The organism is Citrobacter sp. LJND-P06 (genome assembly GCF_058188415.1).
In genome coordinates, this window is sequence record NZ_CP187317.1 from 4,351,699 (window position 1) to 4,377,940 (window position 26,242).

Below are 26,242 nucleotides of genomic sequence, written 5' to 3' on the forward strand. Positions count from 1 at the left end.
ATGCTACGTATCGCAGATAAAACGTTCGACTCACACCTGTTCACGGGGACAGGGAAATTCGCCTCTTCATCTTTAATGGCAGAGGCGATTCGCGCCTCCGGCAGCCAGCTTGTGACGCTGGCGATGAAGCGCGTTGACTTGCGCCAGCACAATGACGCTATTCTGGCGCCGTTGCGGGAAGCGGGCGTCACGCTGCTGCCCAATACCTCTGGCGCCAAAACGGCGGAGGAGGCTATCTTTGCCGCACAATTAGCGCGGGAAGCGCTAGGCACTCACTGGCTGAAACTGGAAATTCACCCTGACGCGCGCTGGTTGCTGCCGGATCCGATAGAAACACTGAAAGCCGCCGAGGCGCTGGTCAAACAGGGATTTGTGGTTCTCCCTTACTGCAGTGCCGACCCGGTGCTGTGTAAACGCCTTGAAGAGGTCGGCTGCGCCGCCGTGATGCCGCTCGGCGCGCCGATTGGTTCAAATCAGGGGCTGGAAACCCGCGCCATGCTGGAGATTATTATCCAGCAGTCAACCGTCCCGGTCGTCGTCGATGCGGGGATCGGTGTCCCCAGTCACGCCACACAGGCCCTGGAAATGGGCGCCGACGCCGTGCTGGTCAATACGGCGATTGCAGTGGCTGACGATCCGGTGATGATGGCGAAGGCCTTCCGTTTGGCTGTAGAAGCGGGCATTCTGGCGCGACAGGCCGTACCGGGAAGACGCAGTACACAGGCTCACCCCACCAGCCCGTTGACCGGTTTTCTGGAGACATCGGCATGAAAACGTTCACCGACCGCTGGCGCGAGTTGGACTGGGACGATATCCGTCTGCGCATCAACAGCAAAACGGCTGCCGATGTCGAACGGGCGCTGAACGCCACGCAACCGGATCGCGATGACATGATGGCGCTGCTCTCTCCTGCGGCAAGCGCGTACCTCGAGCCGCTGGCACAAAAAGCGCAACGCCTTACCCGCCAGCGGTTTGGTAATACGGTCAGTCTTTACGTTCCACTCTATCTTTCCAACCTTTGCGCCAATGACTGCACCTATTGCGGCTTTTCAATGAGCAATCGCATCAAGCGCAAGACACTGGATGACAAAGAGATTTCCCGTGAATGTGAAGCCATTCGCGCATTGGGATTTGAGCACCTGCTGCTGGTGACCGGGGAGCATCAGGCGAAAGTGGGCATGGACTACTTTCGCCGCCATCTGCCTGCCATCCGCCGCCAGTTCGCCTCTTTACAGATGGAAGTGCAACCACTGTCAGAAGCAGAGTACGCCGAGCTCAAAACCCTGGGGCTGGATGGCGTAATGGTCTATCAGGAAACCTACCATCAGACGATGTACGCACAGCACCATCTGAAAGGTAAAAAGCAGGACTTCTTCTGGCGACTGGAAACACCAGACAGGCTGGGTCGTGCGGGGATCGATAAAATCGGTCTGGGTTCGCTGATTGGTCTGTCTGACAGTTGGCGGGTAGATTGCTATATGGTGGCTGAGCATCTGCTCTGGATGCAGAAACAGTACTGGCAGAGCCGCTACTCAATCTCTTTCCCACGTCTGCGTCCGTGTACGGGAGGGATTGAGCCAGCGTCCATCATGGATGAACGTCAACTGGTACAAACCATCTGCGCGTTTCGCCTGCTTGCTCCTGAGATAGAACTGTCGCTCTCTACGCGTGAATCACCGTGGTTTCGCGATCACGTCATCCCCCTGGCGATTAACAATGTCAGCGCATTTTCGAAGACACAACCAGGCGGTTATGCTGACGAAAATCCTGAACTGGAGCAGTTTTCTCCGCACGACGCCCGGCGTCCTGAAGACGTTGCCGGGGCGCTGGCGGCGCAAGGATTACAGCCGGTCTGGAAAGACTGGGACAGTTTTTTGGGGCGAGCCTCGCAAGCGCGGTGAATCATATTGTAATCAGTTGAATAAGTTACGAGCCCATACGTAATGTAAAAAACGGGAGATGGTATTCAGACTCCCGTTTTTTTATGTTGTCGATGTCAGCAACGGAAGCTGACCAGGGCGGAATTTTTCTTCCTCATTTTCGCCCTGCTCCAAACCGCTGTGTAGCACAAAATTTTATTTACGACATAAGCAGAGATAATCTTATTTGTTTTTAAGATAAATCATCTTTAGCTATACCCTCACAGCTATAATTGCATACATTCTGTCCTGATGTACGGAACTCTGTTGTCGGCTTTACTCACCTTTTCAGGACTTACACCTTCAGGGATGACCCACAGCCCATGGCACGCCACAATAGACGACTTTCCTTCACGACCCCCATGCTGGTGAGCTTCGGGGGGATTTTGCTCAGTTTTATTCTGATCGCAATTTTCATCACCTTCACGCAGCGAAAAGATTTCCTGGAGGATTACCACAACATTAACCGCAATTTCACGCACAACCTTGCGGTTAACTATACGGAGTCGTTGCTACGCGAAAACGACTATATCCTCGCGCGCGCGGCGACCTTCTTTTCTCGTGACGACAAGTTAAATGAAACGGTGAATATCGACCCAGAGGAAGGCCTGAGGTTGCTAATGCAGTTACAGACGCTGATGCCAACCGTCTCTTCCATTTCGCTGGCGGATACTGAGGGCAACTACCTGCGAGCCCCGGAAGTGTTAACCGATGAAAATAGCAAAGCCTTTGATGCAAAAACGCGCCCCTGGTTTGTACACCAGGCAAAAGCCAGTACATTCAGCCACTATACAAATCCTCACATGGACTACTTCACCCATTACCCAACGGTGGCCATCTACAAGCCAGTCATTTCACCTGAAGGCAGACTGAAAGGCAGTATCGCGTTTCACCTTGATCTCACGTCAATGAGTTATACCCTGCGCCAGATGGTTGCCCCTGTTCAGGGAGAATTTTTTGTCGCTGACCGTGATGGGAAAGTTGTACTACATCCGGATACTGGCGCGTTATTTAAGCCGTATATCAGTGAAAAACTGATGGACAGGATGACCAGTGGCGAAGGGTATGTTTTCGATTCAACAAGTAATGTCTGGTACTACTACTATTCATTTACGAATCCAGACTGGTTTGTCGTTTACCGGGTGTCTGACACCATGCTGATGGATCTCACTCGTCACGAAACCAATATTGTGTCCTGGGGATTAGCGCTGGCAGCCATGATGGTCGTACTGTTTGGGCTTTATCTACGTCATACCTCCCGAACGGTATTGATGAACATCATCAACGCCATCAAGACCGGAGATGTTAATCGGGCACCCCGCCTGGAAGCCATGCTCAGTAAGGCCATCGAGTTAAATAAAGAACGTGAGATGGCCTATGTCCGCCAGGCGACAATTGACGCACTGACTGGCTGCAAAAACCGTCGTGCATTCGACAGTGACATTGCCGCGCTGATGAACGATCACCAACCCTTCACCCTGGCGCTGGTGGACATTGATAATTTTAAATCTATCAACGACACCTGGGGACATCTGAGCGGCGACATTGTTCTGCGTAACGTGGCGCGTGAAGGCATTCAGGTGATGCAGCCCCATTCTGTTTCCCTTTACCGTTATGGGGGTGAAGAATTTGCCGTTCTCTTTGCGGGTGAACATGCTAAGGAGGCTTTCACGTTGCTTGAACAATGGCGCACGATCATAGCGCAGAGAACCTGGCGCGAAGAGAATCTGACCGTCACCTTCAGCGCGGGTATGAAAGAGTGGAATATGGAATCGCTGGAGCAGTTAATCATCGGTGCCGATGAAGCGCTTTATCTCGCCAAACAGCAGGGAAAAAACCGTATCCTGCCAACGCCTCTTCTGTAAATATCCTAAAGCACCAGGCCCGCAGAGACGGGCCTTTTTGATGCTTCCAGTCTTACCGTAACCGGTTTCATTTTTTATGGCGTATCTTTGTGATGCTTTACACACATTCACTTTAAGACAGTTGTCCTCTCCCCTGTCAGGGACTAAAGATGAATGACCAGGGAAATTGTGAGAGCCAATTATGAAGAATATCGTTTTATGCTGTGCTGCCGGAATGTCCACCAGTATGTTGGTACAACGCATGCAAGACGCTGCGCAAAAAAAAGGCGTTGAGGTCAGTATCAAGGCTGTTCCTGTTGCTGAATTCAAAGAGAATATTGCTGCGGCGGATATTGTCCTGCTTGGTCCACAGGTGAAGTACGAGCAGGCGAAGCTTCAGGCGCTTGCCGACCCATTAGGGAAGAAAGTCGCAGTGATCGATATGATGGATTACGGCATGATGAAAGGCGATGTCGTGCTGGAGAAAGCCCTTAAGCTTATGGAGTAAGAACATGGAAGAGTTAGAAACTATCATCATGGAGTTACTGGTTAACGCCGGTACCGCGCGCAGCCAGGCGTTGACAGCACTACAACTGGCACGTAAAGGCGATTTTGCAGGTGCAGAGCAGGCGATGGAAGAGTCACGCGATTACGTTAAAGCGGCGCATAAAATCCAGACGCAGCTTATCGGTATTGACGAAGGCACGGGCAAATTACCGGTGAATCTCATCACCGTTCACTCCCAGGATCATCTGATGAACGCCATGGTGATTCAGGATCTGGCGGGGGATATGATTGAACTTTATCGTCGATTGCCGCCGGTAAATTAATACGCGTCGTGTTTTGCCGGATGGCGTCACAAGCGACTTATCCGGCCTACAAACGACATGCCTGAAGGCAAAAAAAAACCCGCCGAAGCGGGTTTTTTATTATGGCTTTCAACGATTAATCGTTGTCAGAACCACCCAGGCCTGCGTTCAGCAGCTCTGCCAGGCTGGCAGTCGCATCTTCAGCAGTCACCTGCGGTGCTGCAGGCAATTCGCCAGCGGCACGGCGGCGCATACGATCCTGGTGGTACGCATAACCGGTACCGGCCGGGATCAGACGACCCACGATGACGTTCTCTTTCAGACCGCGCAGTTCGTCGCGTTTGCCCGCTACTGCTGCTTCGGTCAGGACACGCGTGGTCTCCTGGAACGATGCTGCAGAGATGAAGGACTCGGTTGCCAGAGACGCTTTGGTGATACCCAGCAGGTCGCGGGAATATGTTGCCGCAACTTTGCCGTTCGCTTCCAGGTCGCGGTTAGCGATCTTGACGCGGGAGTATTCAACCTGCTCGCCTTCCAGGAAGTCGGAGCTACCTGCACTTTCGATGGTCGCTTTACGCAGCATCTGACGAACGATAACTTCAATGTGTTTATCGTTAATCTTAACGCCTTGCAGACGGTATACGTCCTGTACTTCGTTGGTGATGTAACGCGTTACCGCGTGTACGCCACGAAGACGCAGGATGTCATGCGGTGCTTCCGGACCGTCGGAAACCACATCACCACGTTCTACACGTTCACCTTCGAACACGTTGAGCTGACGCCATTTCGGAATCATCTCTTCGTACGGATCGCTACCGTCTAACGGCGTGATCACCAGACGACGCTTGCCTTTGGTTTCTTTACCGAAGGAAATGATACCGCTGATTTCCGCCAGAATTGCCGGCTCTTTCGGACGACGTGCTTCGAACAGGTCCGCAACGCGCGGCAGACCACCGGTGATGTCCTTGGTACCGCTGGATTCCTGAGGAATACGCGCCAGAGCGTCACCAGAACTGATCTGTACACCATCTTCCAGCTGAACAATCGCTTTACCCGGCAGGAAGTACTGAGCAGGCATATCGGTGCCTGGGATCAGAACATCGTTGCCCTGAGCATCAACAATTTTCAGTGCCGGACGCAGGTCTTTACCACCCGCAGTACGCTCTGCAGAATCCAGAACCACCAGAGAAGACAGACCGGTCAGCTCGTCGGTCTGACGAGTAATGGTCTGGCCGTCGATCATGTCAGTGAAGCGGACAAAACCACTCACTTCGGTGATAACCGGCATGGTGTGCGGATCCCAGTTTGCAACGGTTTCGCCGCCAGCAACCTGTTCGCCATCACCTTTCGCCATAACGGAGCCGTAAGGCACTTTATAGCTTTCTTTGGTACGACCGAATTCGTCGATCAGTTTCAGTTCGGTGTTACGGGAGGTGATAACCAGTTTACCGCTGGAGTTCACAACCGACTTCGCATTGCTCAGACGGATGCTACCTTTATTTTTCACCTGGATGCTGGATTCAGCAGCCGCACGAGATGCCGCACCACCGATGTGGAACGTACGCATCGTCAGCTGTGTACCCGGCTCACCGATGGACTGTGCCGCGATAACGCCGATGGCTTCACCTTTGTTGATGATGTGGCCACGCGCCAGGTCACGACCATAGCAGTGCGCACATACACCAAAGTCGGTGTCACAAGATACAACAGAACGTACCTTGACGGAGTCAACGGAGTTCGCTTCCAGCAGGTCACACCACTGTTCGTGCAGCAGCGTATTGCGAGGAACCAGAATGTCCGCCGTACCCGGCTTCAGAACGTCTTCTGCAGTCACACGACCCAGAACGCGATCGCGCAGCGGCTCTTTAACATCACCACCCTCGATAACCGGGGTCATGGTGATACCTTCGAGAGTGCCGCAATCGTCTTCGGTTACGACCAGATCCTGTGCAACGTCAACCAGACGACGCGTCAGATAACCGGAGTTCGCCGTTTTCAGTGCGGTATCCGCCAGACCTTTACGCGCACCGTGCGTCGAGATGAAGTACTGGAGTACGTTCAGACCTTCACGGAAGTTCGCGGTGATTGGCGTTTCGATGATGGAGCCATCTGGCTTCGCCATCAGACCACGCATACCTGCCAACTGACGTATCTGTGCTGCAGAACCACGCGCACCGGAGTCGGCCATCATGTAGATGCTGTTGAAAGACACCTGCTGCTCTTCTACGCCGTCACGGTTAATAACGGTTTCAGTTTGCAGGTTGTCCATCATCGCTTTGGATACACGATCGTTCGCCGCAGCCCAGATATCGATAACTTTGTTATAGCGTTCGCCCGCGGTGACCAGACCAGACTGGAACTGCTCCTGGATCTCAGCAACTTCAGCTTCCGCTTCAGAGATGATCTCGTGTTTCTTCTCTGGGATGACCATGTCATCAATACCAACAGATGCACCTGAACGCGCTGCATAAGCAAAGCCGGTGTACATCGTCTGGTCAGCGAAGATAACGGTCGGCTTCAGACCCAGAATGCGGTAACAGGTGTTCAGCATTTTGGAGATTGCTTTCTTGCCCAGCGCCTGGTTGACGATGGAGAAAGGCAGACCTTTCGGTACGATCATCCACAGAATGGCACGGCCAACGGTCGTGTCTTTCAGGCTGGTTTTCGCAACGAGTTCGCCGTTTTCATCTTTTTCGTATTCAGTGATACGCACTTTAACGCGCGCATGCAGAGAGGCCAGGCCAGCGCGATAAATACGCTCAGCTTCTTTCGGGCCAGTCAGCACCATGCCTTCGCCTTTGGCGTTAACACAGTCACGGGTCATGTAGTACAGACCCAATACAACGTCCTGAGACGGAACGATGATAGGTTCGCCGTTCGCCGGAGACAGGATGTTGTTGGTAGACATCATCAGCGCACGCGCTTCAAGCTGGGCTTCCAGCGTCAGCGGTACGTGAACAGCCATCTGGTCACCATCGAAGTCGGCGTTGTATGCCGCACAAACCAGCGGGTGCAGCTGGATAGCTTTACCTTCGATCAGTACCGGTTCAAATGCCTGGATACCCAGACGGTGCAGTGTTGGTGCACGGTTCAGCAGTACCGGGTGTTCGCGGATAACTTCGTCCAGGATATCCCAAACGACAGCTTCTTCACGCTCAACCATTTTCTTAGCGGCTTTGATGGTGGTGGCGAGGCCACGCAGTTCCAGCTTGCCGTAGATGAACGGTTTGAACAGCTCCAGTGCCATTTTCTTCGGCAGACCGCACTGATGCAGACGCAGGTATGGACCTACGGTGATTACAGAACGACCAGAGTAGTCAACACGCTTACCGAGCAGGTTCTGACGGAAACGACCCTGCTTACCTTTGATCATGTCGGCCAAAGATTTCAGAGGACGCTTGTTAGAACCGGTGATCGCACGACCGCGACGACCGTTATCCAGCAGGGCGTCAACCGCTTCCTGCAGCATACGTTTTTCGTTACGTACGATGATGTCCGGCGCAGCCAGATCCAACAGACGTTTCAGACGGTTGTTACGGTTGATAACGCGACGATACAGATCGTTCAGATCCGACGTTGCGAAACGACCACCATCCAGCGGAACCAGCGGACGCAGATCTGGCGGCAGAACCGGCAGAACGGTCAGGATCATCCACTCTGGTTTGTTACCAGACTGAACGAACGCTTCCAGCAGTTTGATACGCTTGGTCAGCTTCTTACGCTTGGTTTCAGAGTTGGTTTCGTTCAGCTCTTCGCGCAGAGTTTCACACTCTTGCTCCAGATCCATGCTCTTCAGCAGGGCCTGAATAGCTTCCGCACCCATCTTCGCATCGAATTCGTCACCGAACTCTTCCAGCGCATCCAGATACTGTTCTTCAGTCAGGATCTGCTGGCGTTCCAGATTGGTCATACCGCCTTCGATAACCACATAGGATTCGAAGTACAGTACGCGTTCGATATCGCGCAGCGGCATATCGAGCAGCAGGCCGATACGGGACGGCAGAGATTTCAGGAACCAGATGTGCGCAGTCGGAGACGCCAGCTCGATGTGGCCCATACGCTCACGGCGTACTTTAGTCTGGGTCACTTCAACGCCGCACTTCTCACAGATCACACCACGGTGTTTCAGGCGCTTGTACTTACCGCACAGGCACTCGTAGTCTTTTACTGGCCCAAAGATACGGGCGCAGAAAAGGCCGTCACGCTCAGGCTTGAACGTACGGTAGTTAATGGTTTCCGGCTTCTTAACTTCACCAAAAGACCATGAACGGATCATGTCTGGCGAGGCCAGAGCAATTTTGATCGCATCAAACTCTTCGGTTTTAGTCTGCGCTTTCAGAAACTTTAATAAATCTTTCACGGATTTGCTCCCGTCGGAGTTAGCACAATCTGGTGCTGGCTGTTACGCCAGCACCAGTGACCTGTTTGAGCGAGAGTTACTCGTCTTCCAGCTCGATGTTGATACCCAGCGAACGAATCTCTTTCAACAGTACGTTGAAGGATTCTGGCATGCCCGGCTCCATCTGATGGTTACCGTCTACGATGTTTTTATACATCTTAGTACGGCCGTTCACGTCATCAGACTTAACGGTGAGCATTTCCTGCAGGGTGTATGCCGCGCCATATGCTTCCAGCGCCCACACTTCCATCTCCCCGAAGCGCTGACCACCGAACTGCGCCTTACCACCCAGCGGCTGCTGAGTAACCAGGCTGTAAGAACCGGTAGAACGCGCATGCATCTTGTCATCAACCAGGTGGTTCAGTTTCAGCATGTACATGTAGCCAACGGTAACCTGGCGCTCGAATTGCTCACCGGTACGACCGTCGAACAGTGTGATCTGACCGGAAGTCGGCAGGCCACCCAGCTGTAACAGTTCCTTGATTTCAGACTCTTTCGCACCGTCGAAGACCGGCGTTGCGATCGGCATACCTTTTTTCAGGTTTTCAGCCAGACGCAGAACTTCATCATCGGTGAAGGTGTTCAGGTCAACTTTCTGACGAACGTCAGAGCCCAGATCGTACGCACGCTGGATGAACTCGCGCAGTTTCGCGACTTCTTGCTGCTGTTTCAGCATGGCGTTGATCTTATCGCCGATACCTTTCGCAGCCATACCCAGGTGGGTTTCCAGAATCTGACCGATGTTCATACGAGACGGTACGCCCAGCGGGTTCAGTACGATGTCTACCGGCGTGCCGTTTTCATCGTAAGGCATATCTTCGATCGGGTTGATCTTAGAAATAACACCCTTGTTACCGTGACGACCTGCCATCTTATCACCAGGCTGGATCCGACGTTTAACCGCCAGATAAACCTTAACAATCTTCAGCACGCCCGGTGCCAGATCGTCGCCCTGAGTGATTTTGCGGCGTTTCGCTTCGAGTTTCTTCTCGAACTCGTGCTTCAGTTCGTCGTACTGTTCAGCCAGCTGTTCCAGCTGATTCTGTTTCTCTTCGTCGGTCAGGCCGAGTTCCAGCCAGCGATCGCGAGGCAGTTTGTCGAGCTTCTCAGCTTCAACGCCACCGGCAACCAGTACCGCGTAGATACGGCTAAACAGTCCAGCTTCGAGGATCTGCAGTTCTTCAGACAGGTCTTTCTTCGCCTGCTTCAGCTGCATCTCTTCGATTTCCAGCGCACGTTTGTCTTTTTCTACGCCATCGCGAGTAAAGACCTGAACGTCGATGATCGTACCGGAAACACCGTTTGGTACGCGCAGAGAAGAGTCTTTAACGTCAGACGCTTTCTCACCGAAGATTGCACGCAGCAGTTTCTCTTCCGGGGTCAGCTGAGTTTCGCCTTTCGGCGTTACTTTACCGACCAGAATGTCACCACCGGTCACTTCTGCGCCGATATAAACGATACCGGATTCATCCAGTTTGGAGAGCGCAGCTTCACCCACGTTCGGGATGTCAGCGGTGATCTCTTCTGGCCCCAGCTTGGTGTCACGGGACACACATGCCAGTTCCTGAATGTGGATAGTGGTGAAACGGTCTTCCTGAACAACACGCTCGGAAACTAGGATGGAGTCTTCGAAGTTGTAACCGTTCCATGGCATGAACGCCACGCGCATGTTCTGACCGAGCGCCAGTTCACCGAGGTCAGTGGACGGGCCATCTGCCAGCACATCACCACGTTCAACCGGCTCACCCAGAGACACACACGGCATCTGGTTGATACAGGTGTTCTGGTTAGAACGGGTGTATTTGGTCAGGTTATAGATGTCGATACCTGCTTCGCCCGGGTACATCTCGTCTTCGTTAACTTTGATAACGATACGGGAAGCATCCACGTACTGAACGGTACCGCCACGTTTAGCCACCGCAGTTACACCGGAGTCAACGGCAACAGCACGTTCCATACCGGTACCAACCAGCGGCTTATCAGCGCGCAGAGTCGGAACCGCCTGACGTTGCATGTTCGCACCCATCAATGCACGGTTGGCGTCATCGTGTTCCAGGAACGGGATCAGGGACGCACCGACGGATACCACCTGTTGGGTGGATACGTCCATGTAGTCAACCTGGTCGCGGCTGAACAAGCTGGATTCGCCTTTGCTACGGCAGGTAACCAGATCTTCTACAAAGTGCCCTTCGTCATCCAGGTTGGAGTTCGCCTGAGCGATAACGAAGTTGCCTTCTTCAATAGCAGACAGGTAATGAATTTCGTCAGTCACCACGCCATCAACAACACGACGGTACGGCGTCTCAAGGAAGCCATATTCGTTAGTCTGTGCGTACACGGACAGGGAGTTGATCAGACCGATGTTCGGACCTTCAGGCGTTTCGATTGGACATACACGACCGTAGTGAGTCGGGTGTACGTCTCGAACTTCAAAGCCTGCGCGTTCACGGGTCAGACCGCCTGGGCCGAGTGCAGAGATACGACGTTTGTGCGTAATCTCAGACAGCGGGTTGTTCTGGTCCATAAACTGAGACAGCTGGCTGGAACCGAAGAACTCTTTCACTGCTGCAGAAATCGGTTTGGCGTTGATCATATCCTGAGGCATCAGGGTATCCAGATCGCCCAGAGACAGACGCTCTTTCACCGCACGCTCTACACGTACCAGGCCAACGCGGAACTGGTTTTCCGCCATTTCGCCTACGGAACGGATACGACGGTTGCCGAGGTGGTCGATATCATCGACTTCGCCTTTACCGTTACGGATATCGATGAGCTTCTTCATCACTTCAATGATGTCGTCTTTGCTCAGGATACCGGAACCTTCGATTTCGTCGCGCAGCAGAGAACGGTTGAACTTCATACGACCAACCGCAGACAGGTCATAGCGGTCTTCGGAGAAGAACAGGTTCTCAAACAGGCTTTCAGCCGCTTCACGTGTCGGCGGTTCACCCGGGCGCATCATGCGGTAGATTTCTACCAGCGCGCTCAGACGATCGTTGGTTGGGTCGACGCGTACAGTCTCAGAGATGTACGGACCGTGGTCCAGATCGTTGGTGAACAGCGTTTCGATACGTTTGTGGCCAGACTGGCTCAGCTTAGCCAGCAGATCCAGGCTCAGCTCCATGTTCGCTGCGCAGATCAGCTCGCCAGTAGATTCGTCAACGTAGTCTTTAGAGGCTACTTTGCCAGCAATGTATTCAACCGGAACTTCGATATGTTTGATATCGTCTTTTTCCAGTTGGCGAATGTGGCGCGCAGTAATGCGACGGCCTTTTTCGACGTACACTTTGCCGTTAGCTTCGATGTCAAAAGATGCGGTTTCACCACGCAGGCGTTCCGGCACCAGTTCCATCTGCAGCTTGTTGTCGCGAATTTCGAAAACAACTTTCTCAAAGAACAGGTCAAGGATCTGCTCAGTGGTGTAGTTCAGCGCACGCAGAATAATGGTCGCAGGCAGTTTGCGGCGACGGTCAATACGTACGAACAGGTTGTCCTTCGGATCGAATTCGAAGTCCAGCCAGGAACCACGGTAAGGGATGATACGCGCGTTATACAGTACTTTACCCGAAGAGTGGGTTTTACCTTTGTCGGAGTCAAAGAAGACGCCCGGACTACGGTGCAACTGAGAAACGATAACACGCTCAGTACCGTTGATGACAAAGGTACCGTTGTCAGTCATGAGCGGAATTTCGCCCATGTAGACTTCTTGTTCTTTAATGTCTTTTACGGTGCCTTCCGGCGCTTCGCGCTCGTAGATCACCAGACGCAGTTTGACGCGCAGCGGTGCGGAATAGGTCACGCCACGGATCTGACATTCCTGAACGTCAAACACCGGTTCGCCAAGGCGGTAGCTGACGTATTGCAGCTCGGAATTACCGCTGTAGCTCTGAATCGGGAACACGGAACGGAAGGCTGCTTCCAGACCGTACTGCCCTTCAGGATCTTGCTCGATAAACTTCTGAAACGAGTCAAGCTGGATAGAAAGGAGATAAGGTATGTCCAGAACTTGTGGACGTTTACCAAAATCCTTACGAATACGTTTTTTCTCGGTATAGGAGTAAACCATAGGGTTCCTCAGCTCGCTGACAAGTCGACCCATCTGTCCGACGAAGGGACAGTTTGTGCAACACTATTTTGTTGATCGGAAAATTGATTACTTTCCGCAATGCCTGTTGCTATCACGCTTAAACCATTTCGTTGCGATTTACACAGAGCGAGCACCCTGTCGCAGTATATTAAGTCGTCGATAGAAACAAACATTGAAAGGCACAACAGTAGTCAAACAGTGTGAAATGCTACTGGCGCCTTACAGCGCAAAAAGGCTGGTGACTAAAAAGTCACCAGCCATCAGCCTAATTTCTTAGGCTGCAACCAGAAAAGTTGGCTTATTTAACTTCAACTTCAGCGCCAGCTTCTTCCAGAGATTTTTTCAGTGCTTCTGCGTCATCTTTGCTCACGCCTTCTTTCAGAGCGGCTGGAGCAGATTCTACCAGGTCTTTAGCTTCTTTCAGACCCAGGCCAGTTGCGCTACGTACTGCTTTGATAACAGCAACTTTGTTAGCGCCAGCAGCTTTCAGAATTACGTCGAATTCAGTTTTTTCTTCAGCAACTTCAGCCGGGCCAGCAGCTACAGCTACAGCAGCAGCAGCGGAAACACCGAATTTTTCTTCCATTGCAGAAATCAGTTCTACAACGTCCATTACGGACATAGCGGATACTGCTTCAATGATTTGATCTTTAGTGATAGACATTTAAATTGTTCCTGAAAATCAGAATAAGTTTATACGTAAGCAGATGCTTGATAAAGATAACTGCGATTAAGCAGCTTCTTTCGCATCGCGAACAGCAGCCAGAGTGCGAACCAGTTTGCCAGCCGAAGCTTCTTTCATGGTTGCCATCAGGCGTGCAATTGCTTCTTCGTAGGTCGGCAGAGTTGCCAGGCGATCGATTTGCGATGCCGGGATCAATTCACCTTCAAAGGCTGCGGCTTTGACCTCAAATTTTGCATTCGCTTTCGCGAAATCTTTGAACAGACGAGCAGCAGCGCCCGGGTGTTCCATAGAATATGCAATCAGGGTCGGACCAACGAACGCGTCTTTCAGGCACTCAAACTGAGTACCTTCAACAACACGGCGCAGCAGGGTGTTACGAACAACACGCATGTATACGCCGGCTTCGCGACCTGCTTTACGCAGTTCAGTCATTTTGTCTACAGTTACGCCACGGGAATCCGCAACTACTGCAGACAGCGCGCCTTTGGCTACTTCGCTGACTTCAGCAACAATCGCTTGTTTGTCTTGAAGATTTAAAGCCATTAGCTTTGCTCCTGGATGTTTGCCGGAACTCATGTTCCGGAACTCACTTCACTCTTCCCAACGGACAGAGCGTCTAAATACGGTGAGCAGAAACAAGCCAGAGTATCAGAAATAATCTTAGCGTTCTGTCACCGTCTACGCAGGGCATTAAGCTTCTTACGAAACACCTGCGGTCTTCGACGGAGGCCTGGATTAGGCCAGGCTCCAACGAACAAATCTTGTCTATGACTTCGTCCTTCGAACCGCTGCTGCGTTAGCTGCTCTCGCTCACACCAGTCACATAGTTAACTATGCTCCCGGGATTCACTCGCTTGCTACCTTGCCGCAATTCAAATGACTCGCATAGAGTCTGTATATTTCAACAGAATCGTGGGGGTAGAATTGTAGACAAATCCACCGCCCACGTAAAGCTAATCTTAGTTCGCAGAAGCGCTCAGACCAGCTTGATCAACGGCAACGCCAGCACCCATGGTGGTGGAGAGGCTAACTTTCTTGATGTACACGCCTTTCGCCTGAGTCGGTTTTGCTTTTTTCAGCGCAACCAGCAGAGATTCCAGGTTTTCTTTCAGTTTGTCAGCGTCAAAATCCACTTTACCGATGGTGGTGTGGATGATGCCGTTTTTGTCGTTACGGTAACGAACCTGACCCGCTTTAGCGTTCTTAACAGCTTCAGCAACGTTAGGAGTTACAGTACCAACTTTCGGGTTTGGCATCAGGCCGCGCGGACCCAGAACCTGGCCCAGCTGGCCAACAACGCGCATTGCATCCGGGGAAGCAATAACAACGTCAAAGTTCATTTCGCCTTTCTTGATCTGGTCAGCCAGATCTTCCATACCTACCAGTTCAGCACCTGCAGCTTTAGCAGCTTCAGCGTTTGCACCCTGGGTAAATACGGCTACGCGAACGGAACGGCCAGTACCGTGCGGCAGTACAGTTGCACCACGTACGTTCTGGTCAGATTTACGAGCATCGATGCCGAGGTTAACGGCAACGTCCACGCTTTCTACGAATTTAGCAGTGGCCAGCTCTTTCAGCAGAGCAATAGCTTCGTTGATGTCATACTGTTTAGTTGCATCAACTTTGTCACGGATCACGCGCATACGCTTGGTCAGTTTAGCCATTTCTTAATCCTCCACTACCAGGCCCATGGAACGTGCAGTACCTTCAATGGAGCGAGTCATCGCTTCAATGTCGGAACCAGTCATGTCGGCAGCTTTGGTCTGCGCGATTTCCTGCAACTGAGCGCGGGAAATTTTACCCACTTTGTCTTTGTTCGGCTTGCCGGAACCAGACTTGATACCAGCCGCTTTCTTCAGCAGTACTGCTGCCGGAGGCGTTTTGGTAACGAAAGTGAAAGAACGGTCAGCGTAAACGGTAATAACAACCGGGATCGGCAGACCTTTTTCCATGGAATCAGTTTTTGCGTTGAACGCTTTACAGAATTCCATGATGTTCACGCCTTGTTGACCCAGTGCTGGACCTACCGGCGGACTCGGGTTAGCCATACCAGCTGCAACCTGCAGCTTGACATAGGCTTGTACTTTCTTAGCCATTCTAAATTCCTCTGGTTGGGTTATAGCGCCTCAAAGAGGCTCCCCGTGATAAAATTCGTTTTACGGATGGAATCCATAAAAACAAAAGGCGCGAAATTGTATTCCAATCTCGCGCCTTGTGCAACGATTAAATCGCCGCTTTTTTGATCGACGTGTTACGCTTTTTCAACCTGAGCAAAATCCAGTTCTACCGGGGTCGCACGACCGAAGATAGAAACAGAAACTTTCAGGCGGGACTTCTCGTAGTCGACTTCTTCAACCACGCCATTAAAGTCAGCAAACGGACCATCGCTAACACGAACCATCTCACCCGGTTCAAACAGCGTTTTCGGACGCGGCTTATCACCCACCTGCTGCAGGCGGTTCATAATCGCATCAACTTCTTTATCGCTGATTGGCGCCGGACGGTCGGAAGTACCACCGATGAAGCCCATCACACGCGGTACGCTGCGCACCAGGTGCCAGCTTGCGTCGTTCATCACCATCTGGACCAGTACGTAGCCCGGGAAGAATTTGCGTTCGCTTTTGCGACGCTGGCCACCACGGATTTCGACCACTTCTTCGGTCGGCACCATGACTTCACCAAACAACTCTTCCATATTGTGTAATTTGATATGCTCACGCAGCGACGTCGCTACGCGGCCTTCAAAACCGGAAAACGCCTGAACGACGTACCAGCGCTTTTTAGGAGCTTCAGACATCTCAGAACCTCAGGCCAGTGATAAAGGATACCAGGCGGACCAGAATACCATCCAGTCCCCACAGGATTAGTGACATTACTGCAGTAACTGCAGCCACAATCAGTGTGGTGTGCAATGTTTCCTGGCGAGTCGGCCAAATGACCTTACGGACTTCAGTACGCGCTTCACGGGCAAAAGCAACCGTCGCTTTACCTTTTGTCGTCAACAGCGCAACACCACCCGCTGCCGCAATCAGAATCACTACGGCCAGCGCGCGCAGCGGCAGCATCATGTCACGATAGAGGTAGTTGCCAACGATAGCCACAAGCAATAATAGGGCTACAGCCACCCACTTCATCGCTTCCAGGCCACGCCCGCTTCCTTGAGCTTCGGTATTCGCACTCATAAACCAACCTGTCAGAAGTATTCTACAAACATTTTCACCCCGCGTAAGCGAGGCAATCCAAACCGAAATGCTCTGATGAGTTTCGGACTAAACGCCCTCTTCAGAGCCTGTCTCAGCAATGATTATGACAAAAAAAATCACTGATGAGCCAGGTTCTGGTTCGAAAGCGTGCAAAAAGGGCATCAAATGATGCCCTTTTATTGCGCATTGCGTCAAATGTTATCAGCGATTAAGCGATAACTTTAGCAACAACGCCCGCGCCTACAGTACGGCCGCCTTCACGGATTGCGAAACGCAGACCGTCGTCCATCGCGATCGGGTGGATCAGGGTAACAACCATTTTGATGTTGTCGCCCGGCATTACCATCTCTACGCCTTCCGGCAGTTCGATGGTGCCAGTCACGTCAGTAGTACGGAAGTAGAACTGCGGACGGTAGCCTTTGAAGAACGGAGTATGACGGCCGCCTTCGTCTTTGGACAGGATATAAACTTCAGATTCGAACTGGGTGTGCGGCTTGATGGTGCCCGGCTTAGCCAGTACCTGACCACGTTCGATTTCTTCACGTTTGATACCACGCAGCAGAACACCAACGTTCTCACCAGCACGGCCTTCGTCCAGCAGTTTGCGGAACATTTCAACGCCAGTACAGGTAGACTTAGCAGTCTCTTTGATACCAACGATTTCAACTTCTTCGCCAACTTTAACGATACCGCGCTCTACACGACCGGTAACAACAGTACCACGGCCAGAGATGGAGAATACGTCTTCGATAGGCAGCAGGAACGGCTTGTCAATCGCACGCTCTGGTTCTGGGATGTAAGAATCCAGGAAGCCAGCCAGTTCGATGATTTTCGCTTCCCACTCTGCTTCGCCTTCCAGCGCTTTCAGAGCAGAACCACGAACGATCGGAGTGTCGTCGCCCGGGAAATCGTACTGAGACAGAAGTTCACGAACTTCCATTTCTACCAGTTCCAGCAGCTCTTCGTCATCAACCATGTCGCATTTGTTCAGGAACACGATGATGTACGGAACGCCTACCTGACGACCCAGCAGGATGTGCTCACGAGTCTGCGGCATCGGGCCGTCAGTCGCAGCAACAACCAGGATCGCGCCGTCCATCTGCGCAGCACCGGTGATCATGTTTTTAACATAGTCGGCGTGGCCCGGGCAGTCTACGTGCGCGTAGTGGCGAGTCGGGGTGTCATATTCAACGTGAGACGTGTTGATGGTGATACCACGAGCTTTTTCTTCCGGCGCGTTATCGATCTGGTCGAATGCGCGAGCAGCACCGCCGTAGGTTTTAGCCAGTACGGTAGTGATGGCAGCGGTCAGCGTTGTTTTACCATGGTCAACGTGGCCGATAGTACCGACGTTAACGTGCGGTTTTGTACGTTCAAACTTTTCTTTAGACATCGATTGTCCCTCTAAGACACGGATAAATCGGTGATATCACCACATCAACCAGGCGATATGCCTGAACTGTTGAATGTTTTTAACGGTAAACAGAGAGAAACGGGAAGGAGAAGTGAAGTGGTGCTGATACCCAGAGTCGAACTGGGGACCTCACCCTTACCAAGGGTGCGCTCTACCAACTGAGCCATATCAGCACGTCTTGGAGCGGGCAGCGGGAATCGAACCCGCATCATCAGCTTGGAAGGCTGAGGTAATAGCCATTATACGATGCCCGCATCCTGAAACTCGGCTACCCAGTTCTTTCTGTAACAAAAAAGAGATTGCTCTCTTTTTATGTTTTGAGCTGATTGATTTTTTAATCAACTCAGGCGGCGAAAACGCTGCCAGAAAGTGGTGGTGGGGGAAGGATTCGAACCTTCGAAGTCTGTGACGGCAGATTTACAGTCTGCTCCCTTTGGCCGCTCGGGAACCCCACCGGACTTGATGGTGCCGACTACCGGAATCGAACTGGTGACCTACTGATTACAAGTCAGTTGCTCTACCTACTGAGCTAAGTCGGCATCAAGTAGCGCGCATTTTATGGAGACATTCGCACTCATGCAACTAAAAAATTGCATAAAATGTTCTTTCGCTCACATTTTGCACTATGAGATCGATAAATAGTCGATTCCCATTCCAGCCTGTGCATTTTTTCAGCTTTAACCCCCTTTATCGCAGCGATTCAGGAACACTAATGAAGAGAACTCACCTCTTATGCATAAGGTATATCCGCCACATCGTCCCCCAGCTAAAGTTTCTCATGAGATATTTTTTCTTATTATTCCCTCCCATCTGGTGTTACCCTCCTGCCTATTGTCCAAATTAACTGAAATGTGACGTGCCATTGCATGCCGGGGATGATTCGCCTTTTTATCATCGACCTGATAGAGCAATGACAGTCAGAAACATGCTTATGAGTATAAAAGAGCAAACGTTAATGACGCCTTACCTACAGTTTGATCGCAACCAATGGGCTGCACTCCGCGATTCCGTGCCAATGACGTTGGCAGAGGATGAGGTTGCGCGACTCAAAGGTATTAATGAAGATTTGTCGCTGGAAGAAGTTGCCGAGATCTATTTACCCCTTTCGCGCCTGCTTAATTTTTACATCAGTTCAAACCTGCGTCGCCAGGCGGTTCTGGAGCAATTTTTAGGGACTAACGGTCAGCGCATTCCCTACATCATTAGCATTGCGGGTAGCGTTGCGGTCGGTAAAAGCACCACTGCGCGTGTCCTGCAAGCACTACTGAGCCGTTGGCCCGAGCACCGTCGCGTTGAATTGATTACGACAGATGGTTTCCTGTATCCCAATCAGGTCTTAAAAGATCGCGGCTTGATGAAGAAGAAAGGATTCCCTGAGTCTTATGATATGCGTCGCCTGGTGCAATTCGTTTCAGATCTCAAATCAGGCGTGCCAAACGTCACGGCCCCGGTCTACTCACATTTAATTTATGATGTGATCCCGGATGGGGATAAAACGGTTGCACAGCCTGATATATTGATTCTTGAAGGATTAAATGTATTGCAAAGCGGAATGGACTATCCGCACGATCCGCATCATGTATTTGTTTCTGATTTTGTCGACTTCTCTATCTATGTCGACGCACCCGAAGAATTACTTCAAACGTGGTATATCAACCGCTTCCTTAAGTTCCGCGAAGGGGCGTTTACCGATCCAGATTCCTATTTCCATAACTATGCAAAATTATCTAAAGATGAAGCTATCAATACAGCGACATCGCTATGGAAAGAGATCAACTGGTTGAATCTAAAACAAAATATTTTGCCAACTCGTGAACGTGCCAGCCTCATCATGACGAAGAGTGCCAATCACGCCGTCGAACAAGTGCGACTGAGAAAATAACGTAACGGGGGAGCCATAGCTCCCCCTTGTTATTATTCTGCGCTTCTCAGCGATATTTCCCCGCCCATCCAGGATTTAATCTCACCATCCTGTTCAAGCAGTAATGCTCCCTGAGTATCTATTCCTCGAGAAATACCAAATATTTCTTTATCACCGATGATCAGTTTCACAGGCCGATGAATAAAGTTATCCAGTTGTTCCCAGCGGGACAGATAAGGGGCTAATCCTTCTTGTTCAAATAATTCCAGCGCGGCGCGAAGCTCTCTAATAAGTCGTGCAGCCAGTGTATTGCGATCAAGGGTAATACCGGCTTCCTGAAGGTTAATCCATCCCTGATTCACTATCCCTTCTTCTACACGGCGCATCGCCATATTGATCCCTGCACCGATGACAATTTGCGCAGCATCGCCCGTTTTTCCTGTTAACTCGACAAGGATACCGGCCAGTTTCCGATCCTGAAGGTAAAGGTCGTTAGGCCATTTCACCCGTACTTTATCAGCACCCAGATCACGCAGCACTTCTGCCATGACAATACCGATGACCAGACTCAGACCAATCGCCGCTGCCGGGCCTTGTTCCAGACGCCAGAACATAGAGAGGTACAGATTGGCGCCAAACGGTGAAAACCATTTGCGCCCGCGTCGGCCACGGCCTGCCTGCTGGTATTCTGCCACACAGGCATCACCAGAATTCAACTGCCCGATACGATCCAATAAGTACTGATTCGTAGAATCTATAACGGGAAGTACGGAAACAGTGCCACCATCCAGTTGGCTAAGAATGCGCGAAGCATCCAGTAACTGTATCGGCTCCGGTAAGCTGTATCCTTTGCCTGGAACGGTAAACACATCGACACCCCAGTCGCGTAACGTCTGGATATGCTTGTTAATTGCCGCGCGACTCATTCCTAGCTTTTCACCCAGTTGTTCACCGGAATGAAACTCACCATCGGCCAATAAAGAAATGAGCGTCAGGGGAACGGTATTATCCTTCATGCGATGACCTCCACAGCGTTTATCTCACCTGTAGATCCAATGAAGCGAACCTCTGGCTCCAGCCAGACATTAAATTTTTCACCCACTTTTTCACGCACAAAGTGTGCAAGCTGCACAACGTCTTCACTTGTCGCATTTTCAGCATTGATCAGCACCAGTGCCTGCTGGCGGTGTACAGCAGCACCACCAATACCCACGCCTTTCAATTGACACTGGTCGATGAGCCAGCCTGCAGCCAGTTTCACCGAACCATCCACTTGCGGATAATGTGGCGCGCCGGGGAATGTTGACAGCAGCGTCTGTGCAATATCAGCGGCGACAACCGGGTTTTTAAAGAAGCTACCTGCATTACCGTTCACTTTCGGATCGGGTAGCTTTGTTGTACGCATATGGCAGACAGAATCAAAAACGTGCAGAGGTGTGACCGTTGCAGGATCCAGACGCGCGAGATCTCCGTAAGTCAGTACGGGCTGCCAATGTTTAGGCAAGCGCAGGCCAACAGCGACAATCACAAAGCGATCCTGATATTCATGTTTGAAAATACTGTCACGGTAACCAAAACGGCATTCTTCAGCACTTATGCGCAGATGTTTGCCTGTCGACAATTCAACGCAGTCAACGTATTCGCAGACACGTTGTAGCTCTACGCCATAAGCGCCGATATTCTGGATAGGGGATGAACCAACACAGCCAGGAATTAGCGCCAGATTTTCCAGACCCGGCATTCCCTGCTCAAGAGAGTACTGCACCAGATGATGCCAGTTTTCACCCGCACCGACATGCAAGTGCCACGCATCCGTTTTTTCCGTCACTGCAATTCCCTTGATACGGTTAATGATCACCGTCCCCCGGAAAGGTTCAAGGAAGAGCACATTACTCCCCTCACCCAGTATCAGTACCGGATGACCAAGTGAGTTTGCTAATTGCCAGGCGTTCAGTACTTGTTGTTCATTTTCAGCACAAACAATTGCGTTGGCAGATTGTTCAATACCGAAGGTATTCCAGGGTTTAAGGGAGTGATTCATAGACGCTTTCCTGATGCAAAATCGCGCTTAGTTTACAGCATAAGCAGCAGTATGGCTTGTGGTTATGGCGAGGGGGGGATAAGAGGATATATACGAAACGCAAAAAGGCCATCCTTTCGGATGGCCTCTTGCTTAATTTGATGCCTGGCAGTTGTATGACGGGCTTTCCTGCCCGTCACCCTCCGGGCCGTTGCTGCGCAACGTTCAAAATCGTTCCCGACTCCATAGTACTCGTATCATCCTGATACTCGCCCCTGCGGGGCCGCCGTCAACGGCGTTCAAAATCGTTCCCGACGATTTTGTCCTGCTCTCACCGTAGTGAACTGTCTGGCTACAGGTAAAGCAAAAAGGCCATCCTTTCGGATGGCCTCTTGCTTAATTTGATGCCTGGCAGTTCCCTACTCTCGCATGGGGAGACCCCACACTACCATCGGCGCTACGGCGTTTCACTTCTGAGTTCGGCATGGGGTCAGGTGGGACCACCGCGCTACAGCCGCCAGGCAAATTCTGTTTATTAACTCGCTTCTCTGCGCGTTAATTTAATCTGTATCAAGCTGATATTGATGTCTTTCTTCCACCAAAACACCTTTGGCGTTGTAAGGTTAAGCCTCACGGTTCATTAGTATCGGTTAGCTCAATGTATCGCTACACTTACACACCCGACCTATCAACGTCGTAGTCTTCAACGTTCCTTCAGGAGACTTATAGTCTCAGGGAGAACTCATCTCGGGGCAAGTTTCGTGCTTAGATGCTTTCAGCACTTATCTCTTCCGCATTTAGCTACCGGGCAATGCCATTGGCATGACAACCCGAACACCAGTGATGCGTCCACTCCGGTCCTCTCGTACTAGGAGCAGCCCCCCTCAATTCTCCAGCGCCCACGGCAGATAGGGACCGAACTGTCTCACGACGTTCTAAACCCAGCTCGCGTACCACTTTAAATGGCGAACAGCCATACCCTTGGGACCTACTTCAGCCCCAGGATGTGATGAGCCGACATCGAGGTGCCAAACACCGCCGTCGATATGAACTCTTGGGCGGTATCAGCCTGTTATCCCCGGAGTACCTTTTATCCGTTGAGCGATGGCCCTTCCATTCAGAACCACCGGATCACTAAGACCTGCTTTCGCACCTGCTCGAGCCGTCACTCTCGCAGTCAAGCTAGCTTATGCCTTTGCACTAACCTCCTGATGTCCGACCAGGATTAGCTAACCTTCGTGCTCCTCCGTTACTCTTTAGGAGGAGACCGCCCCAGTCAAACTACCCACCAGACACTGTCCGCAACCCGGATTACGGGTCTACGTTAGAACACCAGCCATTAAAGGGTGGTATTTCAAGGTTGGCTCCATGCAGACTGGCGTCCACACTTCAAAGCCTCCCACCTATCCTACACATCAAGGACCAGTGTTCAGTGTCAAGCTATAGTAAAGGTTCACGGGGTCTTTCCGTCTTGCCGCGGGTACACTGCATCTTCACAGCGAGTTCAATTTCACTGAGTCTCGGGTGGAGACAGCCTGGCCATCATTACGCCATTCGTGCAGGTCGGAACTTACCCGACAAGGAATTTCGCTACCTTAGGACCGTTATAGTTACGGCCGCCGTTTACCGGGGCTTCGATCAAGAGCTTCTCCCTAAGGATAACCCCATCAATTAACCTTCCGGCACCGGGCAGGCGTCACACCGTATACGTCCACTTTCGTGTTTGCACAGTGCTGTGTTTTTAATAAACAGTTGCAGCCAGCTGGTATCTTCGACTGATTTCAGCTCCACGAGCAAGTCGCTTCACCTACATATCAGCGTGCCTTCTCCCGAAGTTACGGCACCATTTTGCCTAGTTCCTTCACCCGAGTTCTCTCAAGCGCCTTGGTATTCTCTACCTGACCACCTGTGTCGGTTTGGGGTACGATTTTGTGTTACCTGATGCTTAGAGGCTTTTCCTGGAAGCAGGGCATTTGTTACTTCAGCACCGTAGTGCCTCGTCATCACACCTCAGCGTTAGTAAGCGTCCGGATTTACCTAAACGCTCCGCCTACATGCTTAAACCGGGACAACCGTCGCCCGGCCAACATAGCCTTCTCCGTCCCCCCTTCGCAGTAACACCAAGTACAGGAATATTAACCTGTTTCCCATCGACTACGCCTTTCGGCCTCGCCTTAGGGGTCGACTCACCCTGCCCCGATTAACGTTGGACAGGAACCCTTGGTCTTCCGGCGTGCGGGCTTTTCACCCGCATTATCGTTACTTATGTCAGCATTCGCACTTCTGATACCTCCAGCAACCCTCACAGGCCACCTTCAACGGCTTACAGAACGCTCCCCTACCCAACAACACATAGTGTCGCTGCCGCAGCTTCGGTGCACAGTTTAGCCCCGTTACATCTTCCGCGCAGGCCGACTCGACCAGTGAGCTATTACGCTTTCTTTAAATGATGGCTGCTTCTAAGCCAACATCCTGGCTGTCTGTGCCTTCCCACATCGTTTCCCACTTAACTGTGACTTTGGGACCTTAGCTGGCGGTCTGGGTTGTTTCCCTCTTCACGACGGACGTTAGCACCCGCCGTGTGTCTCCCGTGATAACATTCTTCGGTATTCGCAGTTTGCATCGGGTTGGTAAGTCGGGATGACCCCCTAGCCGAAACAGTGCTCTACCCCCGAAGATGAGTTCACGAGGCGCTACCTAAATAGCTTTCGGGGAGAACCAGCTATCTCCCGGTTTGATTGGCCTTTCACCCCCAGCCACAAGTCATCCGCTAATTTTTCAACATTAGTCGGTTCGGTCCTCCAGTTAGTGTTACCCAACCTTCAACCTGCCCATGGCTAGATCACCGGGTTTCGGGTCTATACCCTGCAACTTAACGCCCAGTTAAGACTCGGTTTCCCTTCGGCTCCCCTATTCGGTTAACCTTGCTACAGAATATAAGTCGCTGACCCATTATACAAAAGGTACGCAGTCACCCCATAAAGAGGCTCCCACTGCTTGTACGTACACGGTTTCAGGTTCTTTTTCACTCCCCTCGCCGGGGTTCTTTTCGCCTTTCCCTCACGGTACTGGTTCACTATCGGTCAGTCAGGAGTATTTAGCCTTGGAGGATGGTCCCCCCATATTCAGACAGGATACCACGTGTCCCGCCCTACTCTTCGAGTTCACAACACATGCGATTTTGTGTACGGGGCTATCACCCTGTATCGCCGGACTTTCCAGACCGTTCCACTACCACACATGCTGATTCAGACTCTGGGCTGCTCCCCGTTCGCTCGCCGCTACTGGGGGAATCTCGGTTGATTTCTTTTCCTCGGGGTACTTAGATGTTTCAGTTCCCCCGGTTCGCTTCATTACGCTATGTATTCACGTAATGATAGTGTGACGAATCACACTGGGTTTCCCCATTCGGAAATCGCCGGTTATAACGGTTCATATCACCTTACCGACGCTTATCGCAGATTAGCACGTCCTTCATCGCCTCTGACTGCCAGGGCATCCACCGTGTACGCTTAGTCGCTTAACCTCACAACCCGAAGGTGTTTCGTAAAACACATCGTGTTGTGAAAATTTGAGAGACTCGAACACACCGCTTATCTGTTCTTATTACGGAGAACAGACACAGTGTGTCGTTTCAATTTTCAGCTTGATCCAGATTTTTAAAGAGCAAAACTTCGCAGTGAACCTTTTCAGGTACACTCTGAAGTTTTCTTGTGTTTTGGCAGTAAGTAATGGTGGAGCTATGCGGGATCGAACCGCAGACCTCCTGCGTGCAAAGCAGGCGCTCTCCCAGCTGAGCTATAGCCCCATCACAAATGCTAAATCTCATTACCGGTAATTTATACTGAGACAAGGCGTGGAAGGGCGAAGCATACTGAAGTATGCGAGTCGTTTCACAACGCAGTATCAGGATAAATTTGGTAGGCCTGAGTGGACTTGAACCACCGACCTCACCCTTATCAGGGGTGCGCTCTAACCACCTGAGCTACAAGCCTGCAGAG

At 51.5% G+C, this 26,242-nt stretch carries 17 protein-coding genes, 6 tRNA genes and 2 rRNA genes; 6 read left to right on the top strand and 19 right to left on the bottom strand.

Features of this window, described 5'->3' with window-relative positions; translation table 11 throughout:
* The 5 genes from thiG to ACO7SM_RS20535 all read left to right on the top strand — a co-directional run bounded on the left by thiG (window position 1) and on the right by ACO7SM_RS20535 (window position 4,593).
* Window positions 1–771 (top strand): thiazole synthase, encoded by a 771-nt coding sequence (gene thiG / locus ACO7SM_RS20515; protein ID WP_490469026.1) that lies wholly within the window; start codon window positions 1–3, stop codon window positions 769–771.
* Window positions 768–1,901, top strand: a complete 1,134-nt coding sequence (thiH, locus tag ACO7SM_RS20520) for a 2-iminoacetate synthase ThiH (RefSeq protein WP_490469027.1) — start codon at window positions 768–770, stop codon at window positions 1,899–1,901. Before thiG ends, thiH begins: the two co-directional genes overlap by 4 nt.
* A 341-nt stretch (window positions 1,902–2,242) precedes the next feature.
* The gene (locus tag ACO7SM_RS20525; RefSeq protein ID WP_490469028.1) at window positions 2,243–3,784 is read left to right on the top strand and encodes a sensor domain-containing diguanylate cyclase; all 1,542 of its coding nucleotides are present in this window, start codon (window positions 2,243–2,245) and stop codon (window positions 3,782–3,784) included.
* A 181-nt stretch (window positions 3,785–3,965) separates the two neighbouring features.
* A complete protein-coding gene (locus ACO7SM_RS20530) occupies window positions 3,966–4,271 on the top strand; it encodes a PTS sugar transporter subunit IIB (protein WP_490469029.1) in 306 nt (101 codons plus the stop codon).
* Between the two features lie 4 nt (window positions 4,272–4,275).
* Window positions 4,276–4,593 (top strand): PTS lactose/cellobiose transporter subunit IIA, encoded by a 318-nt coding sequence (locus ACO7SM_RS20535; RefSeq protein ID WP_490469030.1) that lies wholly within the window; start codon window positions 4,276–4,278, stop codon window positions 4,591–4,593.
* Window positions 4,594–4,708: 115 nt separating this feature from the next.
* On the opposite strand, the gene rpoC is transcribed toward ACO7SM_RS20535, so the two are convergent.
* The 13 genes from rpoC to ACO7SM_RS20600 form a co-directional block, all read right to left on the bottom strand.
* Complete coding sequence (rpoC, locus tag ACO7SM_RS20540) at window positions 4,709–8,932, bottom strand: DNA-directed RNA polymerase subunit beta' (RefSeq protein WP_490469031.1); 4,224 nt, start codon at window positions 8,930–8,932, stop codon at window positions 4,709–4,711.
* Between the two features lie 76 nt (window positions 8,933–9,008).
* Window positions 9,009–13,037, bottom strand: coding sequence for a DNA-directed RNA polymerase subunit beta (rpoB, locus tag ACO7SM_RS20545; protein WP_301703131.1), 4,029 nt, complete (start codon window positions 13,035–13,037; stop codon window positions 9,009–9,011).
* A gap of 319 nt (window positions 13,038–13,356) precedes the next feature.
* A complete protein-coding gene (rplL, locus tag ACO7SM_RS20550; protein ID WP_162379677.1) occupies window positions 13,357–13,722 on the bottom strand; it encodes a 50S ribosomal protein L7/L12 in 366 nt (121 codons plus the stop codon).
* A 66-nt stretch (window positions 13,723–13,788) separates the two neighbouring features.
* A complete protein-coding gene (gene rplJ / locus ACO7SM_RS20555; RefSeq protein ID WP_007704673.1) occupies window positions 13,789–14,286 on the bottom strand; it encodes a 50S ribosomal protein L10 in 498 nt (165 codons plus the stop codon).
* Window positions 14,287–14,702: 416 nt separating this feature from the next.
* Window positions 14,703–15,407 (bottom strand): 50S ribosomal protein L1, encoded by a 705-nt coding sequence (gene rplA, locus ACO7SM_RS20560; RefSeq protein WP_162379676.1) that lies wholly within the window; start codon window positions 15,405–15,407, stop codon window positions 14,703–14,705.
* Window positions 15,408–15,410: 3 nt separating this feature from the next.
* Complete coding sequence (gene rplK / locus ACO7SM_RS20565) at window positions 15,411–15,839, bottom strand: 50S ribosomal protein L11 (protein ID WP_003033122.1); 429 nt, start codon at window positions 15,837–15,839, stop codon at window positions 15,411–15,413.
* 155 nt (window positions 15,840–15,994) lie between these two features.
* The gene (gene nusG / locus ACO7SM_RS20570; protein WP_002438628.1) at window positions 15,995–16,540 is read right to left on the bottom strand and encodes a transcription termination/antitermination protein NusG; all 546 of its coding nucleotides are present in this window, start codon (window positions 16,538–16,540) and stop codon (window positions 15,995–15,997) included.
* A gap of 1 nt (window position 16,541) precedes the next feature.
* Window positions 16,542–16,925 (bottom strand): preprotein translocase subunit SecE, encoded by a 384-nt coding sequence (secE, locus tag ACO7SM_RS20575; RefSeq protein WP_162379675.1) that lies wholly within the window; start codon window positions 16,923–16,925, stop codon window positions 16,542–16,544.
* 229 nt (window positions 16,926–17,154) lie between these two features.
* Complete coding sequence (gene tuf, locus ACO7SM_RS20580) at window positions 17,155–18,339, bottom strand: elongation factor Tu (protein ID WP_276293209.1); 1,185 nt, start codon at window positions 18,337–18,339, stop codon at window positions 17,155–17,157.
* Window positions 18,340–18,457: 118 nt separating this feature from the next.
* A tRNA-Thr gene (locus ACO7SM_RS20585) sits at window positions 18,458–18,533 on the bottom strand.
* 6 nt (window positions 18,534–18,539) lie between these two features.
* Window positions 18,540–18,614, bottom strand: a tRNA-Gly gene (locus ACO7SM_RS20590).
* Between the two features lie 116 nt (window positions 18,615–18,730).
* Window positions 18,731–18,815: transfer RNA gene (locus ACO7SM_RS20595), tRNA-Tyr, on the bottom strand.
* Between the two features lie 8 nt (window positions 18,816–18,823).
* A tRNA-Thr gene (locus ACO7SM_RS20600) sits at window positions 18,824–18,899 on the bottom strand.
* Window positions 18,900–19,291: 392 nt separating this feature from the next.
* On the opposite strand from ACO7SM_RS20600, the gene coaA reads away from it, so the two are divergent.
* Complete coding sequence (coaA, locus tag ACO7SM_RS20605; RefSeq protein ID WP_490469032.1) at window positions 19,292–20,242, top strand: type I pantothenate kinase; 951 nt, start codon at window positions 19,292–19,294, stop codon at window positions 20,240–20,242.
* Window positions 20,243–20,274: 32 nt separating this feature from the next.
* Here the strand turns inward: coaA and birA are convergent, their stop codons facing one another.
* The 6 genes from birA to ACO7SM_RS20635 all read right to left on the bottom strand — a co-directional run bounded on the left by birA (window position 20,275) and on the right by ACO7SM_RS20635 (window position 26,236).
* A complete protein-coding gene (gene birA, locus ACO7SM_RS20610; RefSeq protein ID WP_490469033.1) occupies window positions 20,275–21,237 on the bottom strand; it encodes a bifunctional biotin--[acetyl-CoA-carboxylase] ligase/biotin operon repressor BirA in 963 nt (320 codons plus the stop codon).
* Window positions 21,234–22,262, bottom strand: a complete 1,029-nt coding sequence (gene murB, locus ACO7SM_RS20615; RefSeq protein WP_490469034.1) for a UDP-N-acetylmuramate dehydrogenase — start codon at window positions 22,260–22,262, stop codon at window positions 21,234–21,236. Before murB ends, birA begins: the two co-directional genes overlap by 4 nt.
* A 385-nt stretch (window positions 22,263–22,647) precedes the next feature.
* A 5S ribosomal RNA gene (gene rrf, locus ACO7SM_RS20620) occupies window positions 22,648–22,763 on the bottom strand.
* Window positions 22,764–22,860: 97 nt separating this feature from the next.
* Window positions 22,861–25,767: ribosomal RNA gene (locus tag ACO7SM_RS20625) — 23S ribosomal RNA — on the bottom strand.
* A gap of 206 nt (window positions 25,768–25,973) precedes the next feature.
* A tRNA-Ala gene (locus ACO7SM_RS20630) sits at window positions 25,974–26,049 on the bottom strand.
* 110 nt (window positions 26,050–26,159) lie between these two features.
* Window positions 26,160–26,236: transfer RNA gene (locus ACO7SM_RS20635), tRNA-Ile, on the bottom strand.
* Between the last annotated feature and the right edge of the window lie 6 nt (window positions 26,237–26,242).

Coding starts and splice junctions, on each gene's coding strand:
- secE (WP_162379675.1), bottom strand. CDS start 16,925: ATGAGTGCGAATACCGAAGCTCAAGGAAGCGGGCGTGGCCTGGAAGCG.
- ACO7SM_RS20530 (WP_490469029.1), top strand. CDS start 3,966: ATGAAGAATATCGTTTTATGCTGTGCTGCCGGAATGTCCACCAGTATG.
- birA (WP_490469033.1), bottom strand. CDS start 21,237: ATGAAGGATAATACCGTTCCCCTGACGCTCATTTCTTTATTGGCCGAT.
- tuf (WP_276293209.1), bottom strand. CDS start 18,339: ATGTCTAAAGAAAAGTTTGAACGTACAAAACCGCACGTTAACGTCGGT.
- nusG (WP_002438628.1), bottom strand. CDS start 16,540: ATGTCTGAAGCTCCTAAAAAGCGCTGGTACGTCGTTCAGGCGTTTTCC.
- rplK (WP_003033122.1), bottom strand. CDS start 15,839: ATGGCTAAGAAAGTACAAGCCTATGTCAAGCTGCAGGTTGCAGCTGGT.
- rplL (WP_162379677.1), bottom strand. CDS start 13,722: ATGTCTATCACTAAAGATCAAATCATTGAAGCAGTATCCGCTATGTCC.
- murB (WP_490469034.1), bottom strand. CDS start 22,262: ATGAATCACTCCCTTAAACCCTGGAATACCTTCGGTATTGAACAATCT.
- rpoB (WP_301703131.1), bottom strand. CDS start 13,037: ATGGTTTACTCCTATACCGAGAAAAAACGTATTCGTAAGGATTTTGGT.
- ACO7SM_RS20535 (WP_490469030.1), top strand. CDS start 4,276: ATGGAAGAGTTAGAAACTATCATCATGGAGTTACTGGTTAACGCCGGT.
- thiG (WP_490469026.1), top strand. CDS start 1: ATGCTACGTATCGCAGATAAAACGTTCGACTCACACCTGTTCACGGGG.
- coaA (WP_490469032.1), top strand. CDS start 19,292: ATGAGTATAAAAGAGCAAACGTTAATGACGCCTTACCTACAGTTTGAT.
- rplJ (WP_007704673.1), bottom strand. CDS start 14,286: ATGGCTTTAAATCTTCAAGACAAACAAGCGATTGTTGCTGAAGTCAGC.
- ACO7SM_RS20525 (WP_490469028.1), top strand. CDS start 2,243: ATGGCACGCCACAATAGACGACTTTCCTTCACGACCCCCATGCTGGTG.
- thiH (WP_490469027.1), top strand. CDS start 768: ATGAAAACGTTCACCGACCGCTGGCGCGAGTTGGACTGGGACGATATC.
- rplA (WP_162379676.1), bottom strand. CDS start 15,407: ATGGCTAAACTGACCAAGCGTATGCGCGTGATCCGTGACAAAGTTGAT.